We start from the raw sequence: 7,801 nt of genomic DNA, 5'->3' as shown, positions 1-7,801 counted from the left end.
CAGGAGTCGGACGGGATCGAAGCCGCGGGCGAAGATGCCGGCGCCTTGCGGTGGGTGACCGGCCATCGTCCTTGACCCACGGGTGGGGGCCGTGGGGGGGGGGGGCGGGGGGGGGGGGGGGGGGGGGGGCCGCCCCCCCCCCCCCCCCCCCCCCCCCCCCGGCCCGGGCTCGGCCGCGTCAGGCCAGGGTCCACCGCTGCGCGGCGGCACCCGCCGCGCAGGTCTGCAGGGCCAGCACGGTTCCGTCGGCGGTCTTGCCGGCGGGTGCACCGAGGCACAGGCCCGGCGCGGCCGGGGTGGTGACGGTGCCGTCGGAGTTGAACTGCCAGTGCTGGTTGGAGCCGCCGTTGCAGTTCCAGATCCCGACCGGGGCACCGGGGGCGGTGCCGGCGCCGAGGTCGTCCAGGCAGCGGAGACCGCTGCCGGAGTACACCTGCAGGCTGTTGTCGGCGAGGTGGGTCCAGGTCTGGTTGGCGCCCGAGTTGCAGCTCCAGACGTCGAGCTGGGTGCCGGGGGTGGTGGTGACCCCGGGGACGTCGAGGCAGCTGTTGGAGGCGGCGAGGACGAGCGCGCCGGTCACCGGTCCGGTGGTGAGGGCGAGGTCGTCGCCCCAGCCGGTGGCGGTGTTGCCGGGCGGGTTCCACTCGTAGACCGTGGCGCTGGTGCTGTTCGGGCCGGTCGTGAACCGGACGACCCACCGGGTGTAGGAGGTGCCGGAGAGGCAGGTGCGGGTCTCGGTGCCGCCGAAGTCCTTGACGCCGAGCTGGACGCACTGGCCGGCGGCGCTGCTCTTCGCCCAACCGGTCAGGTTGTAGGTGGTGTTGGGGGTCAGGCCGGAGATGGTCTGGTCGGCACCCGAGTTCGGCGGGAGTCGGACGCTGTAGGCACCGCTGTGGGCGTTTCCGGCCACCGCGCCGGCACCGCCGTAGCAGTTCCAGTGGGAGCAGTCGCCGGACTCGAAGCCGAGGTTGGCGCCCGGACCCGTCGAACCCGTGCCGGGAGTGACGGAGAACTGGGCGAACTGGTCGTTCTGGTAGCCCACGACGCCGAGACCGGCCTGGCCGATGGTGAAGGTGTCGTCGGCGGCCGAACCCACGGCGGTGCCGTCGATCACGGCGGTGAGCCGGCTGTCCTGCATGGTCAGCGCCGCCGAGTGCCAGCTGTCGGTGCCGAGCGCGCCGACGCTGCCCTGGGCGAGGGTGGTGAAGTTCCAGTTCAGGTCGCTCCTGAGGATCGACCATGCGCCGGTGTCGGAGACGCGCAGGTGGTAGGCGTTCAGGCCGTTGTTGTTGCGGCCCTGCTGGCCGACGCGGCCGAGCAGTTCCACGCTGCCCTGCTGCCGCAGGAGCACCTTGGCGGAGACGGTGTAGTTGCTCCAACCGCCGTCGCCCATGATGGTGTAGGGGCTGTTGTAGGGCTCGTTGGTCCACCGTACCGGGGTGCCGGTGGCCATCTGCTGCAGGCAGGTGCCGGCCCGGCCGCCGGCGCAGGGCACCTTGGCGAACGCGCCGTTCATGTCGGTGAAGTACTTCGGCGAGGTGCTGTCGGTGGCCCCGCCGAAGTCGTCGCCGTACGGGAGGACGAGGGGAGCCGCGGGCGGCGGGGTGGCGGCGCCCTTGCCCTGGGCGGCGGTGGTGCCCGGGACGGTGCTGGTCGTGGTCAGGGTGTAGACGTGGCCGGGCTGCAGGGTGAGGCTGTACCGGCCGTTGCTCGGTGTCACGTCGCTCTGGTGCACGAAGTAGTCCGCGGACTTGTCGGAGTTCACATCGGTGGCCCAGACGTGGACGGTCCCGCCGGACAGGCCGCCGGTGGCCTGGAGGCTCACGGTCTGGGCGGCGGTGGCGTCCACGGTCTCCAGCACCGTGCTGTAGTCGTCGGTGCCGGTCGAGCGCAGCGTCACGTAGCTGCCGCCACCGCCGAGGTAGCCGCCGGCCGCATCGATGTAGCGCCAGCCGGGCTGGGTGAACTGGCTGGTGTGCGCGGTGACCCAGGTGGTCTTGCCGATCAGGTAGTTCCCGGACCAGGGCTGGCCGGCGATCGACATGCCGTCGGTCGAGAAGTAGAGGTTCGGGTAGAGCGCGGCGATGACCGGCCAGTTGATGAAGCTGGTCATCCGGCCGTCGATGTAGTCCCGGTTGATGGCTCGGGCCACCGCCGGCGCTCCCTCGGTGGCGTCCTCGGAGCCGTTCTCGCTCGCCCACAGCGGCTTGCCGAGGCCGCGCGCGTTCGCCGTGCTCGGGCAGGACTTGAAGGGCCCGAGGTAGCCGCAGGGATAGTGGACGCCGACGATGTCCACCGCGTTCCTGAACGCCGGATCGGTGCTCATCGCGTCGGCCACCGACCAGCCGTCGTCCGCTGCGACCACCTTGGTGCCGCCGTAACCGTTCGACACCAGTGTGGACTTGAGGTTCTCGTACCAGGAGGCGTCGAAGCCGCGCTCGTTCCAGCCGCCCAGGTAGTCGATGGTCAGGCCGTGCTGCTTGGCGCAGCCCATCCAGTCCGTCAGGTACCCGATCGCGTTGGTGGTGAAGAAGGTGTTCCTGCCGCCGCCGACCCAGCTCGGCGCGCCCCAGGAGAGGCCGTAGAGCTTGATGGCGGGATTGCGCGCCTTGGCCTGGGCGGCGAGCCACCACTCGTAGCCCTGGTTGCAGTCCACCGCACCCCGGGTGTGCTCGTGGCTGGCCTCGGCGCCGTCGGTCGAGTTGGTGTCGCCGCCGATCTCGATCTTCAGCAGCTGCAGGCTGGCGCCGTAGCCGGGCTTGAACAGGTAGTCCAGCAGCTGGCTGCGCTGCGGCTCCGGATAGTCGATCAGCAGGCGGGTGTTGCCGCCGCCGCCGGAGATCGCGCCGACGCCGTCGAAGGTCAGGCCCGGCTGGGTGCCGTCGACGGTGATGGCGGTCGTGGGGGTGGCGGCGGTGGCGGCGGTGCCCGTGGCGGGCCAGACCAGGCTGGTCAGCGCGCTCAGGAGCAGGACGAGGACCGCGGGCAAACCGGCGCGGTGCATGGGTGGTTTCGCCATTTTCGCCATGGCAGCTCCAAGGAGACGGGGGTGGGTACGTGCTGCTGGCTCTGCTGGGAAGGGTGTCGGGCGGCAGCCGCTGCCGTAGCGGACCGGCGGAGCGGGGACGTGCGGCCTGAACGGTCGGACGACGCGAAGGCGATCGACGGCCCGACGGTTGTCAGTGTATGGGCAAGTCGCCGCACAGCACCCGCAGTTGCGCGAATCGATCCGATGAATGAGCAGCCGCCGGGCGACTGTGGAGCTCGATACCGGACCGGCGACGGGACGGTACAGGCCCCCGAGGTGCGCGGAGGAAGTACAGAAGCATTGCCATGACGTGCGGGTTCGCCGGATTGACGGTCAGGCGGACCGCCCTCGACCGAGGTTGACTCAGGGCTGACGGCTCGGGCCAACTGCCAGCAATCATCGGATATTTCACCGGCAGGTGCCTTGACAGGCCGCTCCGCTCGCCGCGATACATGTACCTGACTCGACGAGTCCACCCCAGAGCGGGCATTCCAGGACATATGGAGCATCCATGTCAGGATCCATCAGTCGGAGAAGTGTGCTCACCGGTCTGGCAGTCTCCACCGTCGCCGCCGCCATCGGGCCTGGCGGCGTCCCGGCCGTGGCCGCCGAGGCCGCCGTGGCCGGCAGCAGTGCCGCGCTGCCCCTCGTCCCGCTGCGCATCCCGAAGCTCGACCAGGGGACCTGGCAGCAGCCGGACAGCCGCATCCAGTGGATGCGCGACAACAAGCTGGCCATGTTCATCCACTGGGGCGTCTACGCGGTCCCGGCCCAGGGCGAGTGGTACATGTTCGCCTCGAAGACCAAGCCGACCGCCTACCGGTCACAGTACCTCGGCCCCTTCGCCACCCAGTCCCAGTCCTATGACCCCACCGCCTGGGCCCAGTTGGCACGTGACCTCGGCGCCGGCCACGTCGTCCTGACCACCCGTCACCACGACGGCTTCGCCCTGTGGCCCACCGGCCACCCCAACGCCTGGTCCACGACCGCTACACCCTTCCCGGCCGGCACGGACTTCGTCAAGGGCTACGTGAACGCCGTGCGCGCGGCCGGCCTGCGGGTCGGGCTCTACTACTCGCCGATCGACTGGCGCTACCCCGGCTACTACGACGTGACCGGGGCGAAGCCCCCGAACCCCGCGCTCACCTCCGACTGCGTGCTGCCGGGCAGCCCGTACCCGTGGAACTACGAGGGCTCCGACCCCGCCGGCTTCGACTACCACGAGAACGCCAGGACCATGAAGAACGAGGTGTACCAGTCCGTTAAGGAACTGGTCACCGACTACGGCGCGGTCGACGACGTCTGGTGGGACGGCGGCTGGCTGGCGCAGCAGGGCTCCGACGCGTCCGGGTCCTTCTTCTGGGAGCCCGGTCAGTACCGCGACCCGGGCAACGGCTGGCCGGTGGACGCCGCGTACGGCGACACCGAGCCGGGCACCGGCAGGCCGCTCGGGCTCACCGGCCTGGTGCGCCGGCACCAGCCGAACGCCGTGGCCACCCCGCGTTCCGGGTGGATTGGCGACTACGACGTGGAGGAGGGCGCCGGCGTACCGAGCGGACCCATCCGCTTCGGCCGCCTGGTCCAGAAGGCGTTCAGCGTCGGCGGCGCCTGGGGGTACAGCGGCGACAACGCCATGTCCTTCCCCTCGGCGATGGCCGTGCTCGTCAACTCCTTCGTCCGCGACATGTGCGTGATCGTCAACGTCGGCCCGGACGCGACCGGTGCCGTCCCGAGCACCCAGGCGGCGCTGCTGCGCCGGCTCGGCGGTTTCATGAGCGCCAACCGGGAGGCCCTCTACGGCACCCGCGGCGGCCCGTGGAACCCGGTGGACGGCCAGTACGGCTTCACCTTCGCCGATCGGACCGTCTACGCGCACCTGCTGGCCGGGTACAGCGGCGGCGGCAGCTTCACCACGCCCTCGCTGGGCGACGCGAAGGTCACCGCGGTCTACGACGTGGTCTCCAGGAGCCCGCTGTCCTTCAGCGCGACCGGCGGGAACGGCGGGAACGGCGTCACCATCACCGGTGTCGACCGCACCCGCTTCCCCGACGACACGATCGTGGCGATCGTGCTCGACCGCCCGGTGGTCCCGACGGACATCGCCCGCGGCTGCCCGGCCACGGCCGACAGCGTGGAGACCGCGCACGGCAACGTGCCGGCCAACGCGGTGGACGGGGACACCTCCAGCCGCTGGTGCGCGGCCGACGGCGGCACCGGCCACTGGCTGCAGGCCGACCTCGGCTCGGTGCGCCCGGTCACCGGAGCCCGGATCGCCTGGGAGCTGGCCGGGAAGGCCTACCGCTTCCGGATCGACGGCTCGACCGACGGCGCCGCCTGGTCGACGCTCGCCGATCTGACCGGGAACGCCGCCGCCGCGCAGGTGCAGACCGTGGCCTTCACGGCCCGGACCCGCTACGTCCGGGTGACCGTCACCGGCCTGGACGCCGGTGCCTGGGCGTCGATCCGCTCGCTGGAGGTCTACGACCGCCCGTTCGTGGACCCGACCGTGCCGGCCTCCACCGCTGCCGCCGTCTGACCGGCCCGGTGGGTGACGCCCGCGCCACGGCACGGGCGTCACCCACCCGACCGGCGCGACTCATCCCATGTCATGAAAGCGAGCGGATCATCCACCCCGAGATTCGAACGCGGCACGCTCCTGAATTCACCGCTCTGACAAGGCGTTTTGCAAATCACCTGCCGAACCCCCTGGACGCCCGGGCGCGCGCCTCCTATAAATCCATCCCATGACCCCAGATGATGTGAGCGCTCACAACCTGCTCCGCTTCCCCCGGCGCACCGTGCACCTGGACTTCCACACCAGCCCCGACATCCCCGACGTGGGCCGGGACTTCGACCCGGCGACCTTCGCGCAGCCCTTCCGGGACGCCCACGTGGACAGCGTCACCGTCTTCGCCAAGTGCCACCACGGCCACCTCTACTACGGGACCGACCGGCCCGAGCGCCACCCCGGCCTCGCCCCCGACCTGGACCTGCTCGCCGAGCAGGTCGACGCCCTGCACTCCGCCGGCATCCGCGCGCCGATCTACCTGTCCCTCCAGGTCGACGAGTACGCCGCCCGGGAACACCCCGAGTGGGTCGCGCACGACGAGAACCTGAAGATCACCCGCTGGACCCCCTCGGCCTTCGAGGCCGGCTGGAACGTCCTCGACCTGTCCAGCCCCTACGCCGACTACTTCGCCGACCAGCTGGACGAGGTGCTGCGGCGCTTCGCCCCGGTCGACGGGATCTTCATCGACATGTGCTGGAGCCAGCCGAGCCTTAGCCGGTGGGCGGTCGACGGGATGCGCCGGGAGGGCCTGGACCCGGCCGACGCCGACCACCGGGCGCGCTACGCGGACCTGGTGGCCCAGCGCTACATGGCCCGCTACTCGGCGATGGTGGAGAAGGCCCTGCCGCCGGACGCCGCCCAGGGTGTCTGGTTCAACGGCCGCCCGAAGACCGGGCTGCCGAAGGAGCGGCAGTTCATGCGGCACGTCGAGATCGAGGGGCTGCCCACCGGCGGCTGGGGCTACGCCTTCCTCCCGTACGTGGCCCGCTTCGTCCGCCCGCTGGGGCTGCCGACCCTCAGCCACACCGGGCGGTTCCACGAGAGCTGGGGGGACAACGCCGCTCTCAAGCCTCGGGCGGCGCTGCTCTACGAGACCAGCCAGATGCTGAGCCACGGCCTGACCAGCGGCGTGGGGGACGTGCTGCACCCGCGGGGCGTGCCCGCTCCGGCGGTGTACGAGCTGATCGGCTCGGCCTACGGGCACATCGAGGAGTGCGAGCCGTTCGTCGAGGGCGGACGGGTCGTCAGCGAGGTCGCCCTGGTCGTCGACCCCGCTCGCGGCGACAACCCCGGCGCGAGCAACATCGGCGCCGTACGGGCGCTGCAGCAGCTCCGCGTCCAGTTCGACGTGGTCCCGCCGACGGCCGACCTGGGCCGGTACCGGGCCGTCGTGGTGCCCGAGACCACCCCCGTCGACAACGGCCTGGCCGAGCGCCTGAGCGCGTACCGCCGGGCCGGTGGCGCCGTGCTGCTGGTCGGGCCCGCCCTGCTCAGGAACGGCACGGAGCCGGCCCTGCCCGACCTCCCGGTCGAGGACCTGGCCCCAGCCCCGTCCGGTGAGGTCTTCCTCGCCTGCCAGGGCGTCCCCGGCGTCCCGGAGGACTTCCCGGTGATCAGCCACGGCTCCCGGCTGACCGCCCGTGCGCTGCCCGGCGCCGAGGTACTGGCCCGGGTCGTCGCGCCCTACTTCCCGCGCTCCTGGGACCGCTTCTGCGGCCACTCCTACACTCCCCCGGCCGACCCGACCGAGGAGGTGGCCGTCGCCGTCGGCGACGGGGTGGCCGCGGTGACCGTTCCGCTGCTGGAGGCCTTCCACGGCCACGGCCTGGAGACGTACCGCCGGCTGCTCGGTGCCGCCCTGGACCAGCTCCTGCCGGACCCGCTCGTCCGCGCCGGCGGGCCGGTCCACCTGGAGACCACCGTGGTCCGGACCGCCACCGCCACCGTCGTGCACCTGATCAGCTTCGTGCCGTCCCGGGAGACCCCGGAGCTGGACCTGGTGCACGACCCGTTCCCGCTGGTCGACGTGCCCGTCGCCGTCCGGCTCACCGCCGCGCCGCGCTCGGTGCGGCTGCAGCCCGCCGGACTGGAACTCGACTGGCAGCACGACGGCGAGTACGTCCACGTGCGGGTCACCACCGTGGACGGGCACGCGATGGTCGTGGTCGAGCACGACTGACGGTACGGACCGTGCGCTACGGGCT

3 protein-coding genes are annotated in these 7,801 nt (G+C 71.7%); 2 read left to right on the top strand and 1 reads right to left on the bottom strand.

The window, feature by feature from the left end:
* Window positions 1-178 precede the first annotated feature (178 nt).
* Window positions 179-3,019 (bottom strand): ricin-type beta-trefoil lectin domain protein, encoded by a 2,841-nt coding sequence (locus ACIG5E_RS33045; protein ID WP_396539801.1) that lies wholly within the window; start codon window positions 3,017-3,019, stop codon window positions 179-181.
* A 520-nt stretch (window positions 3,020-3,539) separates the two neighbouring features.
* Here ACIG5E_RS33045 and ACIG5E_RS33040 point away from each other — a divergent pair.
* Window positions 3,540-5,564 carry an alpha-L-fucosidase gene (locus tag ACIG5E_RS33040; RefSeq protein WP_396539799.1) on the top strand — a complete coding sequence of 675 codons (2,025 nt, stop codon included), beginning with the start codon at window positions 3,540-3,542 and terminating at the stop codon, window positions 5,562-5,564.
* A 223-nt stretch (window positions 5,565-5,787) separates the two neighbouring features.
* Window positions 5,788-7,776, top strand: coding sequence for a beta-galactosidase trimerization domain-containing protein (locus ACIG5E_RS33035; protein ID WP_396539797.1), 1,989 nt, complete (start codon window positions 5,788-5,790; stop codon window positions 7,774-7,776).
* Window positions 7,777-7,801: the final 25 nt, after the last annotated feature.

The sequence above is a fragment of the Kitasatospora sp. NPDC053057 genome (assembly GCF_044546945.1).
GTDB lineage: Bacteria > Actinomycetota > Actinomycetes > Streptomycetales > Streptomycetaceae > Kitasatospora.
The sequence above is the reverse complement of the archived record's forward strand: the minus strand, read 5'-3'. Positions and strand labels throughout refer to the sequence as shown.

Bases quoted from the DNA above. Each gene is read 5' to 3' on its own strand.
- ACIG5E_RS33045 (WP_396539801.1), bottom strand. From the start codon at position 3,019: ATGGCGAAACCACCCATGCACCGCGCCGGTTTGCCCGCGGTCCTCGTC.
- ACIG5E_RS33040 (WP_396539799.1), top strand. From the start codon at position 3,540: ATGTCAGGATCCATCAGTCGGAGAAGTGTGCTCACCGGTCTGGCAGTC.